Genomic DNA, 22,386 nt, shown 5'->3' on the forward strand with positions numbered 1-22,386 from the left:
AGTTAGGGCAGCCTTTGTTGATTGTTGGGAGGACCGATAGTGGGTCGCGCTGCGACGAGCTCGCTGACCGTCCAAGAGCAGGTCGCTGAGCTGCTCGGCATCAGCCCGGACGCGCTGGACCCCGACGCCGACCTCATTGCCTCGGGCCTGGACTCTATCCGGATGATGTCGCTGTCCGGGCGGTGGCGCAGGCAGGGCATCGACATCAACTTCGCCCTACTGGCCGAGAACCCCACGGTCGCGGCCTGGACCCAACTGGTCACCGAGCGGTCCGGCGACTCCGAATCACCCCAGGCCCCGGAGCCCCAGGACAGCCCGGAAGAGGGGGACACCTTCCCCTTGGCCCCGATCCAGCACGCGCTGTGGCTGGGCCGCAATGAGGAGCAGGCGCTCGGCGGGGTGGCCCCGCACCTGTACGTCGAGTTCGACGGCGAGGGCGTCGACCCCGGCCAACTGCGCGTCGCCGCGGCCGCGCTGGCGCGTCGCCACCCGATGCTGCGCGTCGAGATCCTGCCCGACGGCACCCAGCGGATCACCGACCGCACGCTGCCGGTCGAGATCGTCGACCTGCGCGACGAGGACGAGACGACGGTCCCGCAGCGCCTCGAGGAGATCCGCGACGCCAAGTCACACCAGATCCTGCACGGTGAGGTGTTGCAGATCGCCCTGACGCTGCTGCCGCAGGGACGCACGCGCCTGCATGTCGACATGGACATGTCGGCCGCCGACGCCGTGAGCTACCGCAACTTCATGGCCGACCTCGCGGTGTTCTACCGCGGCGACGACCTGCCCGACCTCGGCTACACCTACCGCGAGTACCGGGCCGCGCTGACCGCGTCGGCCCCGGTGTCCGACGAGGACCGGCGGTGGTGGGCCGAACGTGTCCCGCATCTGCCCGAACCGCCGTCGCCACCGCTCGTGCCGGCTTCCGAGCAGGCCAACCCGCGCCGCAACACCCGGCGCTGGCACTTCTTCGACGCCGACGTCCGCGAGGCCCTGTTCGCCGCCGCGCACCGACGCGGTGTCACCCCCGCCATGGCGATCGCCGCGTCCTACGCCGGAACGCTCGCGCGCTGGTCCACGAGTGCGCACTTCCTGCTCAATCTGCCGATGTTCGGCCGCGAACCCTTCCACCCCGATGTCGAGAAGCTCGTCGGCGACTTCAGTTCGTCACTCATGCTCGACGTCGACCTCACCGCGGCGCCCACCGCGGCCGACCGTGCGCGGGTCCTGCAGCAGTCGCTGCACGCCAGCGCGGGGCACTCGAGCTACTCCGGACTGTCGGTGCTGCGCGACCTCACCCGGCACCGCGGCCTGCCCACCCTCGCGCCGTTCGTGTTCACCAGCGCGATCGGCCTGGGTGACCTGTTCGCGGGCGACGTCACCGACCAGTTCGGGGCCTGCGTGTGGCACATCTCGCAGGGGCCCCAGGTTCTACTGGACGCGCAGGCCACCCCGTACGACGGCGGCCTGCTGATCAACTGGGATGTCCGGGAGGATGCGTTCCGGCCCGGCGTCGCCGATGCGATGTTCGCCCACCATGTCGCCGAACTCATCCGGTTGGCCCACGACGATTCCGCGTGGGAGGCCCTCGACACGTCCGCGGCACCCGAAGAGCAGCTTGCGGTGCGTGCGGCCCTCAATGACACCCACCCGGGAAGCTCAGAAGCGTTGCACGACGGATTCTTTCGCGCCGCCGAGCAGCAGCCCGATGCGCCCGCGGTGTACAGCGGCCTCGGTGACCTGACGTACGGGCAACTGCGCGAACAGGTCCTGGCGGTGACGGCCACGCTGCGCGAACGCGGTGCCGGCCGCGGCGACACAGTCGCGGTGATGGGCCCCAAGACCGCCGAGCAGATCCCGGCCCTGCTGGGCATCCACGCCGCCGGTGCGGTGTACCTGCCGATCGGCGTCGACCAACCGGCCGACCGCGCGCAGCGCATCCTCGCCGGTGCGGGCGTGCATTCGGCCCTGTTCTGCGGGCCACGCACGGCTGCGATGGATGACCTGCCGGTGCCCGCGCTGACCGTCGCCGAGGCGGTCGAGCAGGGCCGCTACCGCGCCGCCGAGACCGCACCCGCCGTCACCGACCCGCACGACGTCGCCTACGTGCTGTTCACCTCGGGATCGACGGGGGAGCCCAAGGGCGTCGACGTCACCCACGACGCCGCGATGAACACCGTCGAGTTCATCAACGACCACTTCGAGATCGGGCGCCACGACCGCTGCCTGGCGCTGTCCACGCTGGAATGTGACATCTCGGTGCTGGACATCTTCGGCATGCTGCGCGCCGGCGGATCGATCGTCGTGGTCGACGAGGACCAGCGCCGCGACCCCGATGCGTGGGCACGGCTGATCCGCGACCACGACGTCACGGTGCTGCACTGGCTGCCGGGCTGGCTCGAGATGCTGGTCGCGGTGAACCCCGAGCTGCCCTCGGTGCGGGTGGTGCCCACCGGCGGTGACTGGGTGCGCACCGAGATGGTCCGGGCCCTGCGCGCGCAGGCGCCGCACGCCCGCATCGCCGGACTGGGTGGGGCGACCGAGACCGCCATCCACAACACCTGGTACGAGGTCACCGACCTGCCGGCGGGCGCCGCGGTTCCGCTGGGCCGGCCGTTGCCCAACAACACCTGTCGCGTCGTGGCGCCGGACGGCACCGACTGCCCGGACTGGGTGCCCGGCGAGTTCTGGGTCGGTGGTCGGGGTGTCGCCGCGGGATACCGCCGCCGACCCGAACTCACCGCGGAGAAGTTCGTCGAGCAAGGCGGCGTCCGGTGGTACCGCACGGGCGACCTCGCGCGCTACCTGCCCGACGGGACACTCGAATTCGTCGGCCGTGCCGACCACCGCGTCAAGATCAGCGGGTACCGCGTCGAACTCGGCGAGGTCGAGGGTGCCCTGAACCGGTTGCCATTCGTCGACGGCGCGGTCGCCGCGGTCGTGCCTGCCGCGGGTGATGCGACACGCGAACAGTTGACCGCCCTGGTCCGGGTCACCGACCCGCAGGCGACGCCGCAGCGACTCACCGCCGCGGTGGCCGGATTGGTTCCGCCGCATATGGTTCCGGACGTCCTCGAAATCGTCGAGACCATCCCGTTCACCGTCGGCGGCAAGATCGATCGTCGCGCCGCGGCCGACCTGCTGGTCCAGGCCGCCCAGCGGCGTGGGAGCGAGCACACCGCGACCCACGTGGCGCCTTCGACACCCCTGGAACGTGCGCTGGCCGACATCATCTCGAACCTGCTGCGCGTCGAGGCGCTCAGCGTCGATGACGACTTCTTCGGCCTCGGTGGCGATTCTGTGCTGGCCACGCAGTTGGTGGCGCAGATCCGGGCCTGGCTCGACACCCCGACGGTGATGGTCGCCGACATCTTCGCCGCGCGCACGGTCGGGGGTCTCGCGACACTCCTGCAGGACCGCGAACCCGGCAGCGATCGGCTGGTGCAGGTCGCCGAGGTCTATCTCGAGGTGCTGGAGATGGAACACAGCGAAGTGGTGTCCGCACTCGACGCGTCGGTGGCGTCATGACCACCGGTGTGGACTTCCCGTCCTGGATCAAACAGTTCCCCGGCACCGCACCGGGTGCGACCGTGATCTTCCCGCACGCGGGAGGTGCGGCCGCTGCCTACCGTGGATTCGCTAAGGTTCTGTCGGACAACGAAACTCCCGCGATCATCGTGCAGTACCCGCAGCGCGCCGACCGGCTCACGCACCCCGCGGTCGGCACCGTCGGGGAGATCGCGGAACAGCTGTTCGGCGCCGGTGACTGGTCCGGTGCCGCGCCGCTGACCCTGTTCGGGCACTGCATGGGTGCGGTCGTGGCGTTCGAATTCGCACGCATCGCCGAGGCCCGCGGCGTCGAAGTCCGTGCGCTGTGGGCGTCGGCCGGGCAGGCCCCGTCGACCGTCACCGAGGGATTCCCACTGCCGAGCACCGACGCCGAGGTGCTCGCCGACATGATCGACCTCGGCGGCACGAATCCCGTCCTGCTCGAGGACGAGGATTTCGCCGAACTGCTGATGCGCGCCGTCAAGGCGGACTACCGCGCGCTGAGCACCTATTCCTGTGCCCCGGACGTCACGATCCGCGCCGACATCCACGCCCTCGGCGGCAGTGCGGATCACCGCACCAGGAGGGAGTGGCTGGACCGCTGGGAATCCCACACCACGGGCCGCTTCACCTGTGAATTCTTCGACGGCGGGCACTTCTACCTCAACGACCACCTGAACGCGGTGGCTCAACTGGTGGGCAGAACATGACCGACCCCGTGGTGATCGTGGGCATGGCGCTGGAGACACCCGGCGATGTCGACACCCCGGAGGCCTTCTGGACCCTGCTGACCGAACAGCGCGAGGCCCTGGGCCCGTTCCCCACCGACCGCGGATGGTCACTGAACGAACTCTTCGAGGGTTCGCGTCGGGAGGGGTTCACCCAGATCCACAATCTCGGTGGATTCCTCTCCAGTGCAGCCGAATTCGATCCCGAGTTCTTCGGCATCTCGCCGCGCGAGGCGGTGGCGATGGACCCCCAGCAGCGCGTCGCGCTGCGCCTGGCCTGGCGTGCCGTCGAGAACAGCGGCATCAACCCCGACGACCTCGCCGGTCACGACGTCGGCTGCTACGTCGGCGCATCCACCCTCGAATACGGCCCACCCATGGCCGAGTTCTCGCACCACAGCGGGCATCTGATCACCGGCACCTCGCTGGGCGTGATCTCCGGGCGCATCGCCTACCTGCTCGATTTCGCCGGACCGGCGGTCACGGTCGACACCTCGTGCTCCTCGGCCCTGGCCGCGTTCCACACCGCGGTTGCTGCCCTGCACAGCGGGGACTGCGACCTCGCACTGGCCGGTGGCGTCACCGTGATGGGCTCACCCGGCTACTTCGTCGAGTTCTCCAAGCAGCACGCACTGTCCGACGACGGCCACTGCCGGCCCTACAGCGCACACGCCTCCGGCACCGTGTGGGCCGAGGGTGCGGCGATGTTCCTGCTGCAGAAGCGCTCTCGCGCACTGGCCGACGGCAGGCCCATCCTGGCCGAGGTGACCGCGAGCGTGTTGAACTCCGACGGGCGCACCACCGGACTGACCGCGCCGAGCCAGGCCGCCCAGGTGCGCCTGTTCCGCCGCGCGCTCGACCGGGCAGGACTCGCACCCGAGCAGGTCGACGTCATCGAGGGGCACGGCACCGGCACCCGCCTGGGGGATCGCACCGAACTGCGGTCCCTGGCCGCAACCTACGGCGCCGCGGCGCCCGGCACCGGTGCGGTCCTGGGTTCGGTGAAGTCCAACCTGGGCCACACCCAGGCCGCCGCGGGGGCACTCGGCCTCGCCAAGGTGCTCGTCGCCTCCGCGCACGGCAGCATCCCCCCGACACTGCACGTCGACGACCCCAGCACCGAAATCGACTGGGAGAGTCAGGGGCTGCGCCTCGCCGACAAGCTGCGCCCCTGGCCGGCCACCAACGGCCGCCGCACCGCCGCGGTCTCGGCGTTCGGAATGAGCGGCACCAACACCCATCTCCTCGTGTCGATGCCCGAGCAGGAGGCGTCGTGACGCGCGCCGAAACAGGGCCCGACGGGCGCACCCCCGTGCTGATCAGCGCCCACGTCGAGGACCTGATGGCGCGTGACGCCGCGGCCATCCACCGCTTCCTCGACACCGACCGTGGCCGCACCGCGAGCGTGGTTGACGTCGCGGCGCATCTGCTGCGCACCCGCCGAATCCGGCGGCATCGAACCGTGATTCGCGCCGCCGACCGTGACGAACTCCGCGCCGGTCTGGTTGCCGCAGCCAACGGCGCCGAACATCCGCTGGTGTCCCACTCGTCGGCGAGTCGACCGCCGCGGGTAGCGTTCGTCTTCCCCGGCCAGGGCGGTCAACACCCCGGTATGGGCGCCGACGCCCACCGGCACCTGCCCGGCTACCGCGACGCGGTCGACGAGTGTGTCGCGGCGTTCGCGGCCGCCGGACACGCGACGCCGCTGCGCTACCTGACCGAGGTCGACGCCCCGGAGTCGTTCTCCGAGATCGAGATCCAGGGCGGCCAGTTCGCCCACGCGGTGGGCCTGGCGGCCGCCTGGCGCAGTCACGGCGTGACCCCGGATCTCACGGTCGGGCACAGCCTCGGTGAGATCGCCGCGGCCTACGTCGCGGGAACGATGGACCTCACCGATGCCGTGACGGTCGTCGCGGCCCGCGCGGGTGTGGTCGACCGACTCACCGGCTCCTACGCCGTCGCGGCCCTGGGCATCACGGCCGACGCCGCACGCGCACTGATCGAAGACATCCCGGGCTGGCTCGAACTCTCGGTGATCAACGCCAGTGCGGCGGTCGCCGTCTCGGGTGACGCCGACGCCGTCGCTGCTGCGGTCGAACGGGTCCGGGCCGACGGCCGACTCGGCACCGGGATCACGGTCAACTTCCCCGTTCACACCAGCGTGCTCGAGCCCCTTCGGGACTGGGTGCAGGGGCAACTTCCCGCCGCGCAGTTCTCCGAGAGCGCCGTCCAGTTCGTCGGCGGCACCACCGGCGCCGTCGTCGCCCCCGGCACCGGGTTCGTCGACTACTGGTACGCCAACCTGCGCCACACCGTCCGATTCGACCACGCCGTGCAGGCCGCGATCGACTGCGGCGCAGGCGTCTTCGTGGAGCTGTCGAGCCACCCGGCGCTGCTGCACGCGATCGCCGAGCGTGCGGGCGAGGCGGTGCTGGCCGGAACGGGACATCGAGACCACCCGTTGCCGCAGCAGTTGGCGGCCAACATCGCCGCGGTCGCCGTGGCCGACCCGACCTACGTGTGGCGTGAGTTCGTCACCAACGGAGTCCCATTGCAGGGGTTCCCCAACGCCCCGATGCGCGCCGGGAAGCTCTGGGCACAGCGGGAACCGCTGCCCCCGGTGACCGGTTTGACCGTGACCGCGGAGTCGTGGCTGCCGCTGCCCACTCCCGCACCCCGAGACCGGCCCACGGTGGCGGTGCTGCCTCTCGGCAACCCCACGTCGTTGGCGCACGGACTGAACACGGTGCTCGGCGGCGCTACGCCTGAGGGCGCCGAGATCCTGGTCGTGGTGGCTCCCGACCACGGGGACTCCGACGTCCCCGAGGCCGCCGTGGCGCTCGCGAAGCTGGTCCAAGACGGACTGCTGCGCTACGTCGACCAGATCGGCCCGTCCTGCCGACAGGTGTGGCTCGTCACCGTCGGCGCCGAGCAGACCGGCATCGCCGACCCAAAGCCTTCGCCTGTCGCGGCAGCGCTTGCCGCCGTGCACCGCAGCCTGGGCTTCGAACACCCCGATCAGACGTTCCACCATCTCGACACCGTGCCCGGCGTCCCCGCCGAGGTCGTGCTCGACGTCGTGCGGACCGGCGGGGGAGAGCTTGCGCTGCGGCACGTCGACGGCCGTCCCCAGTTGTATCGCCGCGACCCCAAGGCGTTCACCGCCTCCAGCGTCACGGCGCCGGACCTCGCGCTGGGCGGCGGCCTGCTCGACGAGGTCGTCATCACCGGCGGCGCGGGCGCCATCGGCCTGCAGTACGCCCGCCACCTCGCCGAACGGGGTGCGCGCCGGATCGTGCTGCTGAGCCGACGCGCCGTGGACCCCACGGTGTGTGCGGCGCTCACCGAGGCCCACGGCACCGAGGTGGTCTCGGTGCCGTGCGACATCACCGACGCGGCGCAGTTGGGCGCGGCCGCAGCACAGTTCGGTGGACAGGGCGCCTCGCTGATCGTGCACTGCGCTGGCCTCGCACGGTTCGGGACCGGCGATCACCTCGATACGACGGCCTTCATCCAGGCATTGAGTGCCAAGGTGATCGGCGCCGTGAGGATCGCGGAGATGTGGCCGCACCGCCCCGAGAGCCGAATGCTGCTGTGTTCCTCGATGTCTGGGGTGTGGGGCGGACACGGCCACGCCGCGTACGCCGCGGCCAACCGAATGCTCGACGTCGTCGCTCATCGGGTGCGGGCGACGGGGCGTCGCTGTGTGTCGGTGCGGTGGGGTCTGTGGGGTGACGGCGGCATCGTCGACGCCGCCGAGGTCGCCAACATCGAACGCTCCGGCCTGCGGCAGATGCCCGCCGAGCAGGCCATCGCGGCCAGCCTGCGCGACCATACGGTGGATCCGCTGGTGCTCGCGGCCGACCCCGAACGCCTCCGCATCTTCCTCGACAGCCTCGATGCACCGGTTCCCGCATCCGCCGCGGAGCCCGCTGCGCCGGCAGCCGATCTGAGCACCGCCGACACCGTGCGCGCCGAACTCGCTGCGGTGCTGAGCCTTCCCGATCCGGACGTCCTCGACCTGAACGCATCGCTGTTCGACTTGGGCGTCGACTCGCTGCTTGCGCTGGATCTGCGCAAGCGGCTGAACCGCGTCATGGGGCGCACAGTCGGCCTGGCCCGCCTGCTCGGCGGGATCACCGGCGCTGAACTCGTGTCCGACCTGGAGAGAAAGTGAACCCTCACGTGACTGACACCTCCCTCGACGACCGGCGCCTGGAACTGTTGCGGCGCAGGCTCAACGAACGCGGGCTGTCGAGTCCGGGTGCCGACGTGGCCGCGCCGGACCAGCCGAGCACCGAGTTGTCCGAGGGCCAACTGCGGATGTGGTTCGTCCAGGCCGCCGACCCCAGCGGCGCACTGCTGAATGTGTCGGTGTCCTACCGGCTCACCGGGGCGCTCGACGTCGCCGCGCTGCACGAGGCGGTGGACGCGGTCGCCGTGCGGCACAGCGTGCTGCGCAACACCTATCACGCCGACGAGAACGGTGAACCGCACCCGCGCTTCGTTGACGATCTGCGACCGGCCTGGGCGGTGCACGACCTCACCGACCTGTCCGACCACGCTCGGCAGCTGCGACTCGAAGTGCTCGCACAGCGGGAGTTCGCCGCACCGTTCGACCTCACCAAGGATGCGCCCCTGCGCATCACCGTGGTTCGCACCGCACCCGACGAGCACATGATGCTGCTGGTCGCCCATCACATCGCGTGGGACGACGCCTCGTGGCGGGTGTTCTTCACCGACCTCACCCGGGCGTACACCGGTGGGACGCTTGACGCCGAACCGGTGCGCACGCGGGCAGGCGGAAACGCTTCCGATACCGCCGATCTCGCGTACTGGCGTTCGGTGATGGCCGACATGCCCGAACCGCTCGAACTGCCCGGCCCCCATGGGTCCGCGGTCCCGACCAGTTGGCGTTCGTCGCGAAGCACCGTGCGTCTGACCCGGGAGACCACCGAGCGCGTCGCCGCGTTGGCCCGTGAGACCGGGTCCACGCCGTATATGGTGCTGCTCGCGGTGTTCGGCACCCTGATCCACCGATACACCCACAGCGACGACTTCCTGGTCGTGACACCCGTGGTCAACCGTGATGCCGAATCCGAGGACACCATCGGCTATTACGGCAACACCGTCGCGATGCGCCTGCGTCCGCAGTCGAATCTGACTTTCCGCCAACTGCTCGACCAGGCCCGAGACACCGCACTCGGGGCGTTCGCGCACCAGCGCGTCAACCTCGACCGGGTGGTTCGCGACCTCAACCCGGACCGCCGGCACGGTGCGGAACGCCTGACCCGCGTGAGCTTCGGCTTCCGCGAACCCGACGGCGGCGGATTCACCCCGCCGGGCCTTCAGTGCCGCCGCGGCGAACTGCGCGGCCACCTCACCCAACTCCCGCTGGGCTTCATGGTCGAGATGTCCTCGGCCGGTGCGCTGGTCGAGGCCGAGCACCTGGTCGAGATCCTCGAACCGCGGTTGGCCGCGCAACTGCTCGACCACTTCGTCGTGCTGCTGGACAGCGCCCTGGCCGCGCCCGACACGGCGCTGGCCCGACTGGATCTGATGGACGCCGCGTCGGCCGAATGGCTGCGGGACGTGTCCCACGGCGAGGTGTTCGATACCGCGCCCGCCACCCTCGGCGATCTGGTGACCGCGCAGGTCGCGCGCACCCCCGACGCGACCGCCGTGGTCTACGAGGGCAGGCACTACAGCTACCGCGAACTCAACGAGTCCGCGAACCAGATCGCCCACTGGCTGATCGCACAGGGGATCGGCGCCGAGGACCGCGTCGCGGTGCTGCTGGACAAGTCCCCGGAACTGGTCGTGACGGCCCTGGGCATCGTCAAGGCCGGTGCCGTCTACCTGCCCGTCGACCCGACCTACCCCGAGGACCGGTTGTCGTTCATCCTGGGCGACTGCGACGCCAAACTCGTGATCCGCGAACCAATCACGGGACTCGACGAATTCCGCACCGACAATCCGAGCGCGGCCGACCTGATCCGTCCGCACGGCCCGGACAACACCGCCTACCTGATCTACACCTCGGGAACCACGGGCCAGCCCAAGGGTGTCCCGGTGCCGCACCGCCCGATCGCCGAATACTTCGTGTGGTTCCAGGGGGACTACGGCATCGACGCGGATGACCGCCTGCTGCAGGTCGCCTCGCCCAGCTTCGACATCTCGATCGGTGAGGTGTTCGGCACGCTGGCCTGCGGCGCCCGCATCGTGATCCACAAGCCCGGCGGCCTCAACGACATCGGCTACCTGACCGATCTCCTGCGCAACGAGGGCATCACCGCGATGCACTTCGTGCCGTCGCTGCTGGGCCTGTTCCTGTCCCTGCCCGGCGTCAACCAGTGGCGCACACTGCAACGCGTACCGATCGGCGGCGAACCCCTGCCCGGCGAGGTGGCCGACAAGTTCCACGCCACGTTCGACGCGATGCTGCACAACTTCTACGGCCCGACCGAGACCATCGTCAACGCCAGTCGATACAAGGTCGAGGGCAAGCAGGGCACCCGGATCGTGCCGATCGGCACGCCGAAGATCAACACCACGCTGCACCTGCTCGACGACGCGCTGCAGCCCGTCCCGGTCGGCGTGATCGGCGAGATCTACATCGGCGGAACGCATGTCGCGCACGGTTACCACCGCAGGCCGGGTCTGACCGCGGAACGCTTCGTCGCCGACCCGTTCAACCCCGGCGCCCGGATGTACCGGTCCGGCGACCTGGCGCGGCGCAACGCCGACGGCGACATCGAATTCGTCGGCCGCGCCGACGAGCAGGTCAAGATCCGCGGCTTCCGCATCGAACTCGGCGACGTCGCCGCCGCCATCTCGGTGGACCCCAGCGTCGGACAGGCCGTCGTTGTGCTCAGCGATCTGCCGCAGTTGGGCAAGAGCCTGGTCGGCTACCTGACCCCCGTAGCGGGTGAGCCAACCGAATCGGTCGACGTCGACCGGATTCGCGCGCGGGTCAACGCGGCGCTGCCCGAGTACATGGTGCCCGCCGGCTACGTCGTGCTCGACGAGATCCCCATCACCACGCACGGCAAAATCGACCGCACGGCGCTGCCGGTCCCGGAGATCGTGTCGGCCAACGAGTTCCGTGAGCCCGAGACCGCCACCGAACGCCGGATCGCCGCGCTGTTCGGCGAACTCCTCGGCCGCGACAGGATCGGCGCCGACGACTCGTTCTTCGACCTCGGTGGGCATTCGCTTCTGGCCACCAGGCTGGTCGCCGCCATCCGCACCGCCTGCGACGTCGAGGTCGGGGTGCGGGAGATCTTCGAACTCGCGACGGTCACACAGATCGCCGGCCATGTCGACGCGTTGTCGACAGGCAGCGCGGGACCTGTTCGGCCCCGCCTGATCCCGGTCGGCCACGACGGGCCGGCACCGCTGTCGGCGTCGCAACTCCGCACCTGGTTCGCCTACCGCGTCGACGGTCCCAGCGTGATGAACAACATCCCGTTCGCCGCGCGCCTGCGTGGCCCGGTCGACGTCGAGGCGCTGACGGCCGCGATCGGTGACGTCGTGGACCGGCACGAGGTGCTGCGCACCACGTTCCGCGAAATCGACGGTGTGCCTTACCAGATCATTCACGAGCCGGCGGGGCTGCCGGTGTGCGTCGAGGACGGCGCCGGTGCATCGTGGGTCACCGAGCGACTGCAGCAGGAACGCGCGCACATCTTCGACCTGGAGTCGCAGTGGCCAATCCGGGCCGCGGTGCTGCGGGCCGACGGCGAGCATGTCCTGTCCGTCACCATGCACCACATCGCGGGCGATCACTGGTCGGCCACCGTGCTGTTCACCGACCTGCTGGTGGCCTACCGGGCCCGGACCGGCGGCGAGGCCCCGCACTGGGCGCCGCTGCCCGTGCAGTACGCCGACTACGGCGTCTGGCAGTCCCAACTGCTCGCCGACGACACGGGAATCGCTGGGCCGCAACGCGAGTACTGGGTGTCCCAGCTTGCCGGGCTGCCCGACGAGATCGGTCTGCGGCCGGACTTCCCGCGCCCGCCGGTGCTCTCCGGTGTGGGCGAGGCGCATGCCTTCGAGGTCGACGCACAGACCCGCGACCGGCTCACGGCGCTGGCGGCCGAGTTGAACGTCACCGAGTTCATGCTGCTCGAGGCCGCGGTGGCGGTCGCACTGCACAAAGCCGGCGGTGGGTTCGACATCCCGATCGGCAGCCCCGTCGCGGGCCGCACCGAACCCGAACTGGACCAGCTTGTCGGGTTCTTCATCAACATCCTGGTGCTGCGCAACGACCTGAGTGGGAACCCGACGGTGCGCGAGATCCTGCGCCGCACCCGTGACATGGCGCTGGCGGCCTACGCGCATCAGGACCTGCCGTTCGATCAGGTCGTCGACGCCGTGAGTCCCGTGCGCTCGCTGTCCCGCAACCCGCTGTTCGCGGTGGTCGTCCATGTGCGTGAACAGCTTCCGGCCGATCGAGTCATCGACCCGGACGGGCCCGTGACGTTCACGGCGCTCGAACCCGACTTCGACGCCGCGCACGCCGATCTGCAGTTGAGCTTCTTCACGGGTGAGGACGGCTACCGCTGCCACGCCATCTACCGCTCCGAACTGTACGAACGGGCCACTCTCGAGCGGTTCAGCGTCTGGTTGAGCCGCGTCCTCGAGGCGTTCGCGGACAATCCCGACACCACGCTGCGCGACATCGAGGTCACCGACGCTGACGAGCGGCGACGCCTTCTCGAGTGGGGCGGCGGCGACACTGGGGTGTACGTGCTCGACGCGGCCCTCAGACCCGCCGCGACAGGCGTCGTGGGCGAGCTGTACTTCGCGGGTGGGCCGTGGGGTGTGGGCCAGGCGGTCACGGCCGCCGACACCGCCGAGCGGTTCGTCGCGAATCCCTTTGCGACGCAACCCGGTGCGCGGCTCTACCGCAGTGGCGACCTCGCGCGCTGGACGGTCGGGGGCACCCTGGAAATCGTCGGACGGGTGGGCGAGGCCGCGGCGCCCGCCGCAGCTCCGACCGCCGAGCAGCCGGCCGAACCGCCGAGCACCGACACCGAGCGCGCGCTCGCGACCATCCTGGCCGAGGTCCTCGACACGCCCGTCGTCAACCGGCATGACGACTTCTTCACGTTGGGTGGGGACAGCATCCTCGCGGTGCAGGTCGCGGCCCGGGCCCGGGATGCGGGCCTGACTCTCAAGGCACGCATGGTGTTCGAGCACCCGGTGCTGCACGAGTTGGCTGCCGCGGTCGATGCCGGCCCCGCCCAGACCGTCACGTCCGTCGAGTCCACCGACGAGACCCGGCACGCGCCCATGGCCGCCTCGGGCCTGTCCGCGGACGAACTCGCGGAACTGACGGCGTCGTGGGGCGGACCGCAGAACGGGGCACAGTGACCGTTTCGCAGGCAGGCGGGTCGGCCCCGGCCATCGAGGACGTCATCGCGCTCAGCCCCCTGCAACAGGGGCTGTTCTCGATGACGATGCTCGCCGGCGCGGAGTCCGACGCCGGGCCCGACCCCTACGTCATCGCGATGGCCGCCGACGTCACCGGCGTCCTCGACGTCGCGCTGCTGCGCGAGTGCGCCGAAGCAATGCTGGTGCGGCATCCCAACCTGCGGGCCAGCTTCTTCCGGGGCAACCTCAGCCGCACCGTGCAGGTCATCCCCTCGAAGGTCGACCTGCCGTGGACGACGGTGCGTGTCGACACCGCGGAGGAGGCCGCGGCTGTCGAGGCGGCTGAGCGGGCCCGCCCGTTCGACCTCGAACACGGTCCGGCCCTGCGATTTCTGCTGATCGAACTGCCGCAGGCCCGGTGGCGCCTGGCGGTCATGGCGCACCACATCATCATCGACGGGTGGTCGCTGCCACTGTTCGTCGGTGAACTCATCACGCTGTATCGCGCGGGCGGGGACCCGGCGGCGCTGCCGTCGTCACCGCGGCTCTACCGCGACTACATCGGCTGGCTGGCCGGCCGTGACGAGCAGGCCAGCCGGGCCGTGTGGCAGCGCCACCTGGCCGGCCTGACCGGGCCGACCCTGCTGACGCCCGCGCTCACCGACGTGGAACCGGCACCGGGGCTTCCGCAGCGCACCGAGGTCTGCCTCGACGCCGAGGCGACCCGCAGGCTTGTCGACGCGGCCCGCGGGCACCGAGTCACCCTCAACACCCTGGTGCAGATGGCCTGGGCCACCGTTCTTTCGGTGTTCACCGACCGCGACGACGTGGTGTTCGGGATGACGGTGTCCGGGCGCCCCGACGAGTTGTCCGGGGTCGAGACCATGGTGGGCCTGTTCATCAACACTGTGCCCCTGCGGATTCGGTTGGACCCGCGGCGCAGCACCGGCGAGCAGTGCACCGACCTGCAGCGTGAAGCCGCGACCCTGCGTGAGCACAGCCACCTCTCGCACGCCGACCTGCGCGCCATCGCGGGCGTGGGGGAGATGTTCGACAGCCTGCTGGTGTACGAGAACTTCCCGCCGGGCGGCCTGGTCGGCGGCGGCGAGTTCACGGCCAACGGGGCGACGTTCGCGCCCGCGGCCCTGGAGAGCCTGTCGCACTTCCCCGTGACCATCGCGGCGCACATGACCCACGATGAACTCACGGTGCTCGTCGAAATCCTCGACGGCGCACTGGGGGCCGTCAGCCCGCAGGACCTGGGCGAGCGCGTCATCGCCACCGCGCAGGCGCTGGTCGACTCGTGGGATCGGCCGCTGCGCGAGATCCTGACGCTCTCGGAGGACGAGGCTGACCGGATCCGGCGCGCGGCGCTGCCGCGGCCACACACCGACGGCGCCACCAGCATTCACGCCCGCTTCACCGACATCGCCCGAAGCGCACCGGATTCCGTCGCGCTGAGTTTCGACGGCGGCCACCTGAGCTACGCCGAACTCGACGCGTTGACCGACCGGATGGCCGCTCACCTGCAGTCACGCGGTGTGCGCGCCGAGACCCCGGTCGCGATCAGGCTGCCGCGCGGCCCGCAGTACGTCATCACCATGTTCGCGGTGCTCAAGGCGGGCGGCATGATCGTTCCGCTGGATCCCGCCATGCCCGACGAGCGCGTCGCCGACATCCTCGGGCAGAGCGGCGCCGAGGTGGTCGTCGATGAGGACTGGCCCCACACCGACGACCTGCCCGACGGTTGGCGCGCCGCCGACGTCGCACCCGACAGTGCGGCCTACGCCGTGTTCACCTCCGGCACCACCGGAAAACCCAAGGGCGTCATCGGCACTCACCGGGCCGTGCTGGCCTACGCGGCCGACCACGCCGCCCACGTGCTGCGGCCCGCAGCGGCCCGCGTGGGCAGGCAGCTGCGCATCGCGCACGCCTGGTCATTCACATTCGACGCGGCCTGGCAGCCCCTGGCCGGGCTGCTCGACGGGCACAGCGTGCACATCGTCGGCGACGACGTGCAGCGTGACGCCGAGGGACTGGTCGAGGTCATCGACCGGCACGGCGTCGACATGATCGACACCACGCCGTCGATGTTCGCCCAGTTGGCCAACGTGGGACTGCTGTCCCGCGTACCGCTGGTGGTCCTGGCGCTCGGCGGTGAGGCGATCGGCGTGAGCACCTGGGCGTTGATCCGCCAGGCGTGCGCCCGCACGGGTATGACGGCCTTCAACTGCTACGGCCCCACCGAGGCCACTGTCGAGGCCGTGGTCGCCGCGATCGCCGACAACGCCCGGCCCACGATCGGCCGCCCCACCGCGGGCACCGGCATGCACATCCTGGACTCCTGGCTGCGTCCCGTGCCCGACGGCGTCCAGGGGGAGCTCTACCTGACTGGGGAGCAATTGACCCGCGGCTACCTGGGCCGGCCCGGTGAGACCGCGAGCCGGTTCGTCGCCGACCCCGTCACGCCCGGGGCCCGGATGTACCGCACCGGCGATCTGGTGCGGCGCGCCGCGGACGGCACACTGCAGTATCTGGGCCGCTCCGACGATCAGGTCAAGATCCGCGGCTATCGCGTCGAACCCGGCGAGATCGTCGCGGCGCTGCTGACCCACCCCGCGGTGCAGACCGCGCACGTCGTGGTGCGTGCGCAGCGCAGCGGGCCGCGCCTGGTCGCCTACGTCGGCACCGGCGGCGCCGACCTGCCGGTGGGCGAGGTGCGGAACATGTTGTCCGGCAGGCTTCCCCGCTACCTGGTGCCCCACCACATCGTGGTGCTCGACGAGTTGCCGTTGACGTCGCACGGCAAGGTCGACGAACGGGCGCTGGCCGCCGTGGGTGGCATCTCCGACACCGAGGCGGTCACGGCGCCCGAGACCGAGACCGAGAAGGTGCTGGCGGAGGTCGTCGGCGAACTGTTGGAGACCACGGCCGTCGATGTCACGGCGGATCTGCTGGCGCTGGGCCTCGACAGCATCGTCGCGCTGTCGGTGGTACAGGCCGCGCGCCGGCGCGGGCTGTCGCTGCGCGCCCGGCTGATGCTGGAATGCGGGTCCATTCGCGAACTCGCCGCCGCGGTCGATGCCGAAAGTCTGCTCGACGCCTCGCCCGAGGATGCGCAGGAGCGCGGCCCGATCCCGGTGCTGCCCAACGTGCACTGGCTCCACCAGCACGGCAGCCCGCGGCGGTTGGCGCAGACCGAGGCGATTCGGTTGCCGCACGGCACCACCGGGGAGCAGTTGCGGGCGTCGCTCGCGGCCATCGTCGACGGACACGAGATCCTGCGCAGCCGACTCGACCTCGACACCATGTGCTTCGTCCCGCACGAACCGGCCGAGATCCTCGAGGAGGTGACGGTCACGGGAGACCTCGTCGAGGCCGCCACCGAGTACACCCGTCGCAGCGTGGAAAGCCTTGACCCGCAACAGGGCCGGATGCTGGCCGCGGTGTGGCTGCGTGATTCCGACGGCCCCGGTGTGCTGCTGCTGACCGCCCACGTGCTGGCCCTGGACCCGGCGTCATGGCGTGTGCTGGTCGGCGAGTTGGACGCCGGATGGCATGCCTTGGCGGGTGGGCACCAGCCCGTGGTGGTGCGCGAGCAGACCAGCTACCGGAGGTGGTCGCAACTGCTGGCAGAGCGGGCCGCGAACCTGGACACGTGCGACTTCTGGCTCGCCCAACTCCAGGGCCCGGACCCCGACCTGGGGGCGCGCCGGGTCCTCCCGGACACCGACCGGGCCCGCGATCTGCACGTCAGCGTGTCCGTGAGCGATCCCGACACCACCGCGCGACTGCTCGCGTCGGACAGGTCGACGCCCGACCTGCTGGCGCTGGCCGCGGCCCGAACCGTGACGGCCTGGCGGGCGCAACGTGGGCAGCCGACACCGACGCCCCTGCTGGCCGTGGAGACACACGGCCGGGCCGAGGCCGTCATCGACCCCGGTGGTGACCTCGACACCGGCGAGACGGTCGGGCTGTTCAGCGCCATCCATCCGATTCGTGTGGACCCGGAGCAGGGACCGCCCGACATCGACGGCGACGGCATCGATTTCGGTCTGCTGCGCTATCTGCGGCCCGACACCGCCGAACGCCTCGGCGCCCACCCCGAACCGCAGGTGATGCTGAACTACCTCGGCCGCACCGAGATCGTGGCCGGCGGCGGTGCGCTGCTGGACCGTTCGCTGCTGGTGGGGGCGTCACTGCTGCCCGAACCCGAGCTGGCTGTGCTGCACGAACTCACGATCACCGCCGCGGTCATGCTCGACCAGGCCGGGGCGGCCGTGCTGGCCACGCAGTGGCGGGCCCTGCCCGAGATCCTGTCCGACGACGACATCACGGCTCTGCAGACGCTGTGGCAGAACGCGATACGAGAGGTTGCCTCATGACCGGCACACTGGCGATCATCGGCGCCGGCCCCAAGGCCGTCGCCGTCGCGGCCAAGGCCGCCGTGCTGCGCGACATGGGCATACCGGTACCGCAGGTGCTCGCGGTGGAACGCACCGCGGTCGCGGCCAACTGGCAGTCCAGCGGAGGCTGGACCGACGGCAACCACAGGCTGGGCACCGGACCCGAGAAGGACGTCGGCTTCCCCTACCGGTCGACGGTGGCGCCGCGACGCAATGCCGAACTCGACGACGCGATGCTGCGACACAGTTGGCAGGCCCACCTCGTGGCCACCGGGCAGTTCGCCGAATGGGTGGACCGCGGTCGACCCGCGCCCGCACACCGCAAGTGGGCGCAGTACCTGCGCTGGGTTGCCGACAACGTCGGCATGGACGTCGTCCGCGGCGAGGTCACCAGCATGGGCGTCGACGGCAGTCGTTGGGCACTGCGCACCGAGATGGACACCGAGTCCACCACGATCAACGCCGACGCCGTCATGGTCACCGGGCCCGGTCAGGCCGAACGGTCGATCCTGCCGGGCAACCCGCGCGTGTTGTCGATCGCGCAGTTCTGGCACCGGGCCTCCGCACACGAGCGGATCACGGCCGAGCGAGTCGTCGTGATCGGCGGCGGCGAGACAGCCGCGGCCATCCTCAACGAGCTTTTCGCACACCGGGTGTCGACCATCACGGTGATCTCACCGCAGGTGACGCTGTTCACGCGCGGTGAAGGGTTCTTCGAGAACACGCTGTTCTCCGACCCCACCAACTGGTCTGGGCTCACGCTGGCCGAGCGCAGGGACGCGATCGCGCGCACCGACCGCGGCGTGTTCTCGTCGCGTGTGCAGGATGCGCTGCTGGCCGACGACCGCATCCGGCATCTGCGCGGACGGGTCGCCCACGCCGTCGCCCGTGACGAACAGATCCGCCTGACCCTGCACACCGACCGGGCGGGGGAGTCATTGGAGACCGTGCACGGTTTCGACCTCGTCATCGACGGGTCCGGCGCCGACGCGCTGTGGTTCACCGACCTGTTCACCCAGGATGCGCTCGACCTCATCGAACTGAGCCTCGGCGGTCCCATGACCGGCGAGCGCCTGCAGGAGTCCATCGGCTACGACCTCGCCGTCGAGGGGCTGTCGCCGAAGTTGTTTCTGCCCAACCTGTCCGGCCTCAACCAGGGGCCGGGTTTCCCCAACCTCAGCTGTCTGGGCCTGCTCTCCGACCGAGTGCTGGGCGCCGACCTGACCGAATCCGCCGACCGCAACAGCAGGAGAAGTCATGAGCACCAACCCCTTCGATGACGAGAACGGCACCTTCCACATTCTCGTCAACGACGAGGAGCAGCACAGCCTGTGGCCCGCGTTCGTCGAGGTGCCCGCGGGGTGGGCAGTGGTGTTGAGCGAGGCCTCTCGGGCCGACGCGCTGGCCTACGTCGAGCAGAACTGGGCCGACATCCGGCCGCGCAGCCTGCGGGCCGGCTAACGCCACCCCCGCTCACCGCGCCAGCATCGCCGGGGCCCCACCGCCAGGGCTCCCGCCGCCTCGAAAATGTGCGGAATTGCATGCATTTCGCCGGAATTCCCTGCAATTCCGCACATTAGTCGGCGCAGTGAGAGCGGCGGCAGAACCAGCTACCCCGCCTGCGGGGCCAGCATGTCCATGTCGAACAACCGGGCGTGCAGCACCGTGCGGTTTCGCAGCGCGGCCCGCACCGCGCGGTGCAGGCCGTCCTCGAGGTAGACGATGCCCTGCCACTTCACGGCGTGTGGGAACAGATCGCCATAGAACGTCGAATCCTCCGACAGCAGCCGGTCCAGGGCTAGGACGGTCGTCGTGGTGACGATTTCGTCGAGCCGGAGCTGGCGGGGCGGAATCTGTGACCAGTCGCGGTAGGAGAGGCCGTGCTCGGGGTAGGGCTTGCCGTCGCGGACACCCTTGAAGATCATCGGCAGGTCTCTTCTCGTACGGCCCCCCGGCTCGAATCGATACCCGAAGGTTAGCCGCCATGGTCGCGCTCCTCAACGCTGCTGGCCACAGACAGTAAAATGGACTAACAGAATTGCTGGGATCGATGGGAAGGACGGGTGCCAGAACAATGGGTAGTGCCGATGATCGCCGCTTCGAAGTGCTTCGCGCCATCGTCGCGGACTTCGTCTCCAGCAAGGAGCCGATCGGCTCGAAGTCGCTCGTCGAGCGGCACAACCTCGGCGTCTCGAGCGCTACGATCCGCAACGACATGGCGGTCCTGGAGGCCGAGGGGTACATCGCCCAGCCCCACACCAGCTCGGGCCGAGTGCCGACGGAGAAGGGCTACCGCGAGTTCGTCGACCGCCTCGACCACGTCAAGCCGCTGTCCTCGCCCGAGCGCAGCGCGATCCTGAAGTTCCTGGAGTCCGGCGTCGACCTCGACGACGTGCTGCGGCGCGCGGTGCGGCTGCTGGCGCAGCTGACCCGGCAGGTCGCCGTCGTGCAGTACCCGACCCTGTCGTCGTCGACGGTGCGTCACCTCGAGGTGGTGGCGCTCTCACCCGCGCGCCTGCTGCTGGTCGTGATCACCGACTCGGGCCGCGTCGACCAGCGCATCGTGGAACTCGGCGACACCATCGACGACCATCAGCTGGCCCAGATGCGCGAACTCCTGGGCAAGGCCCTCGACGGCAAGAAGCTGGCCGCGGCCTCGGTCGCCGTCGCCGATCTGGCGGCGCAACTCGACGGCCGCGGCGGGCTCGGTGACGCCGTCGGCCGCGCCGCGACCGTGCTGCTGGAGTCCCTGGTCGAGCACCGCGAGGAACGCCTGCTCACCGGCGGCACCGCCAACCTGACGACCAACACCGCCGACTTCGGCGGATCGCTGCGTTCGGTGCTCGAGGCGCTCGAGGAACAGGTCGTGGTGCTCAAGCTGCTCGCGGCTCAGCAGGAGGCCGGCAAGGTCACGGTCCGCATCGGGCACGAGGCGCAGGTGGCCTCAGGTGCCGAGCAGATGGCCGGGACTTCGGTGGTGTCGACGACATACGGCACAATGGACACCGTCTACGGCGGCATGGGCGTGCTGGGCCCCACGCGGATGGATTATCCGGGAACCATCGCCAGTGTCGCCGCAGTTGCTCTTTACATCGGCGAGGTGCTCGGGGGGCGTTAGCGACCTCCGCCCAGCCGGACACGACGATCAAGAAGTGTGGGGATAACGCGAGTGGCACGCGATTACTACGGCCTGCTCGGGGTGAGCAAGGGCGCCAGCGATGCGGAGCTCAAACGCGCCTACCGCAAGCTGGCGCGGGAGCTGCATCCCGACGTCAATCCTGACGAAGAGGCGCAGGCACGGTTCAAGGAGATCTCGGTCGCCTACGAGGTGCTGACCGACCCGGAGAAACGACGCATTGTCGACCTCGGCGGTGACCCGCTGGACACCGCCGGCGCCGCGGGCAACGGCTTCGCCGGTGGTTTCGGCGGTCTCGGCGATGTGTTCGAGGCGTTCTTCGGCGGTGGCGGCGGCTCCCGCGGCCCCACCGGACGCGTGCGGCCCGGCTCCGACTCGCTGCTGCGGATGCGGCTTGACCTCACCGAATGCGCGACGGGCGTCACCAAGCAGGTGACCGTCGAGACCGCCGTCCTGTGCGACCGCTGCCACGGCAAGGGCACCGAGGGCGACTCACAGCCGGTGTCGTGTGACACCTGCGGTGGCCGCGGCGAGGTCTCCAGCGTGCAGCGTTCGCTGCTCGGCCAGGTGATGACGTCCCGGCCGTGCCCCACCTGCCGCGGCGTCGGCGAAGTCATCCCCGACCCGTGCCACAGCTGCGGCGGCGACGGCCGCGTGCGTGCGCGCCGCGACATCAGTGTCAAGATCCCGGCCGGCGTCGGCGACGGCATGCGGGTCCGGTTGGCCGCGCAGGGTGAGGTCGGTCCCGGCGGCGGTCCCGCGGGCGACCTGTATGTCGAGGTTCACGAGCAGGCCCACGACATCTTCGTCCGCGACGGCGACGACCTGCACTGCACCGTCGAGGTGCCGATGGTCGACGCCGCGCTGGGCACCACGGTCAGCGTCGACGCGATCCTCGACGGACCCACCGAGCTCACCATCCCCGCGGGCACCCAGCCCGGGTCGGTCACGACGCTGCGCGGGCACGGCATGCCGCACCTGCGCTCGGGCGTGCGCGGTGACCTGCACGCCCACATCGATGTCGTGGTGCCCGAGAAGCTCGACTCCACCGACATCGACCTGCTCCGCAAGCTCAAGGAGCACCGCGGCCGCGACGTCGCCGAGGTCAGGTCGACGCACTCCGCGAGCCAGTCGAGCAACGGCAGCATCTTCAGCCGCCTGCGCGAGACCTTCACCGGCCGCTAGG

Annotated in this window: 11 protein-coding genes; 10 read left to right on the forward strand and 1 reads right to left on the reverse strand. The window is 70.3% G+C overall.

All coding sequences use genetic code 11. The annotated features are described in order from the left end of the window. Positions 1–39: 39 nt before the first annotated feature. From G6N34_RS07360 to G6N34_RS07390, 8 genes are read left to right on the forward strand one after another with little or no spacing between them, the layout of a single operon-like run. Entirely contained in the window at positions 40–3,531 is a 3,492-nt protein-coding gene (locus G6N34_RS07360) for a non-ribosomal peptide synthetase (protein ID WP_085151257.1), read from the forward strand. Then, positions 3,528–4,262, forward strand: a complete 735-nt coding sequence (locus G6N34_RS07365; protein WP_085151258.1) for a thioesterase II family protein — start codon at positions 3,528–3,530, stop codon at positions 4,260–4,262. The genes G6N34_RS07360 and G6N34_RS07365 overlap by 4 nt, the downstream gene beginning before the upstream one ends. After that, complete coding sequence (locus tag G6N34_RS27925) at positions 4,259–5,557, forward strand: beta-ketoacyl [acyl carrier protein] synthase domain-containing protein (protein WP_085151259.1); 1,299 nt, start codon at positions 4,259–4,261, stop codon at positions 5,555–5,557. The genes G6N34_RS07365 and G6N34_RS27925 overlap by 4 nt, the downstream gene beginning before the upstream one ends. Continuing rightward, positions 5,554–8,457 (forward strand): mycobactin polyketide synthase MbtD, encoded by a 2,904-nt coding sequence (mbtD, locus tag G6N34_RS07370; RefSeq protein ID WP_085151260.1) that lies wholly within the window; start codon positions 5,554–5,556, stop codon positions 8,455–8,457. Before G6N34_RS27925 ends, mbtD begins: the two co-directional genes overlap by 4 nt. Before the next feature lie 8 nt (positions 8,458–8,465). Beyond that, positions 8,466–13,658, forward strand: a complete 5,193-nt coding sequence (locus tag G6N34_RS07375) for a non-ribosomal peptide synthetase (protein ID WP_085151341.1) — start codon at positions 8,466–8,468, stop codon at positions 13,656–13,658. After that, positions 13,655–18,043, forward strand: a complete 4,389-nt coding sequence (locus G6N34_RS07380; RefSeq protein ID WP_085151261.1) for a non-ribosomal peptide synthetase — start codon at positions 13,655–13,657, stop codon at positions 18,041–18,043. Before G6N34_RS07375 ends, G6N34_RS07380 begins: the two co-directional genes overlap by 4 nt. After that, the gene (gene mbtG / locus G6N34_RS07385) at positions 18,040–19,344 is read left to right on the forward strand and encodes an NADPH-dependent L-lysine N(6)-monooxygenase MbtG (protein ID WP_085151262.1); all 1,305 of its coding nucleotides are present in this window, start codon (positions 18,040–18,042) and stop codon (positions 19,342–19,344) included. The genes G6N34_RS07380 and mbtG overlap by 4 nt, the downstream gene beginning before the upstream one ends. After that, positions 19,322–19,525 carry an MbtH family protein gene (locus G6N34_RS07390; protein ID WP_085151263.1) on the forward strand — a complete coding sequence of 68 codons (204 nt, stop codon included), beginning with the start codon at positions 19,322–19,324 and terminating at the stop codon, positions 19,523–19,525. The genes mbtG and G6N34_RS07390 overlap by 23 nt, the downstream gene beginning before the upstream one ends. Before the next feature lie 149 nt (positions 19,526–19,674). Here G6N34_RS07390 and G6N34_RS07395 read toward each other — a convergent pair whose 3' ends face one another. Further along, on the reverse strand, positions 19,675–19,989 hold the full coding sequence (locus G6N34_RS07395) for a type II toxin-antitoxin system VapB family antitoxin (protein ID WP_085151264.1): 315 nt from the start codon (positions 19,987–19,989) through the stop codon (positions 19,675–19,677). A gap of 149 nt (positions 19,990–20,138) precedes the next feature. On the opposite strand from G6N34_RS07395, the gene hrcA reads away from it, so the two are divergent. Then, positions 20,139–21,182 carry a heat-inducible transcriptional repressor HrcA gene (gene hrcA, locus G6N34_RS07400; RefSeq protein WP_085151265.1) on the forward strand — a complete coding sequence of 348 codons (1,044 nt, stop codon included), beginning with the start codon at positions 20,139–20,141 and terminating at the stop codon, positions 21,180–21,182. A gap of 51 nt (positions 21,183–21,233) precedes the next feature. After that, complete coding sequence (dnaJ, locus tag G6N34_RS07405; protein WP_085151266.1) at positions 21,234–22,385, forward strand: molecular chaperone DnaJ; 1,152 nt, start codon at positions 21,234–21,236, stop codon at positions 22,383–22,385. The last annotated feature ends 1 nt before the right edge of the window (position 22,386 follow it).

It is taken from the genome of Mycolicibacterium confluentis (genome assembly GCF_010729895.1).
Taxonomy (GTDB): Bacteria; Actinomycetota; Actinomycetes; order Mycobacteriales; family Mycobacteriaceae; genus Mycobacterium; species Mycobacterium confluentis.